We start from the raw sequence: 1,227 nt of genomic DNA on the forward strand, positions 1-1,227 counted from the left end.
ATAGAGTCCGGCTAACTCAGTTTTGTCCTGTTGCAGTTGACGACGTACGACGAACTCGATGAGGGTGAACAGGCGGAGGGCGACGGTGAGCAGGAACATCAACCCGATGATGCGCTCATCACTTTGTAAATAGATAGGCAGGGCTGGTAAGGCTCCCCGCTTGAAGCGACTGTAGCCCCGCTCCAGTGTCCACTGGTCACGGTAATAGGCGACGGCTTGGTCGCGCTCCAGACGAGTGATGGGGACATTGGTGACGTAAATGCGCCAGCCACACAAGCGTTGTGCCTGCCCAATCGCGTCTGAGTTGCGCTTAAAAGAGAGCGAAAAGCGATCTTCCAAGCGTTGATGAGTCAGGTCATTGGGCTTCGGACGACCGCGTTTGGTGTAGCGAATTAGGGGGGTGTAGTGCACCTGCCAGCTGAAAAACTCACTCACCCGATGCCGCTTGAGAATGGTTTCAACCTCCTTTTGCAAGGCACAACACTCCTTGTGCGTTCGGTTGCTCAAGGCACTGAGGGCATCCTCCGCACGCGCCAAGCGTTGCTCCAATCCGTGTTGCTGCTGAGCCGCCAAGGTCGCTGAACGCACCACCAACTGTCGTTCCACCCAGCTATACACCTCCGTTGGGGTGCCGTACTGCCACCGTTGTCCTAAGTCGAGTTCAAATCCTTCCCCTATCGGGTCTTCGCTGAGGTCTTGTCCAGGTAAGTAGAGCGGTTCAATCGCGGCGGGTGGATCTAAAACCCATTGGCGCAAGGTCTCCTCCATCCGCCCGCTCAGGGCCAACGGCACGCAGTATAGCCCCCCGTGTTGGTTGATTTGCGCTCGCGTGCTGTGGGCGGATGCTTTGCAATCGGCGATGAACAGGAAGTCTTTGTGTCCAATCGTCTCAACCATGCGTTCCCACATGGGCACGTAAATCGGGTCATCTGCCCCATTGCCCGGCAACGTCGCACTCACCAAGGGCACCCCAGCCGGGTCAACTGTCCCTAACACCTGCCGATATTGCCGTAAGTCGGGGCGATGATCTTTACTGTGACCAAAGCGCAGCAATCCCTCGGCTTCTTCCTCCTCATCCACCTGGTGATACACACTAAAACTGCTGCTATCGCACCGTCCTACCTCCGTCGGCAAGCCATAGCCACGAATCATCTGACCTGCCAACTGCTGCTCGATGACCCGCCGCGCATCCGCCTGCTCCCCCAACAGTTCCACCAATGCTCCTAA

1 protein-coding gene is annotated in these 1,227 nt (G+C 57.0%); it reads right to left on the bottom strand.

Translation table 11 applies throughout. The features are described from left to right. Positions 1–1,227: IS1634 family transposase (locus ACR6Z4_RS32155; RefSeq protein WP_479721391.1), on the bottom strand; the 1,227-nt coding region annotated here is incomplete at both ends.

The sequence above is a fragment of the Calyptranema fuscum S582 genome, assembly GCF_055793305.1.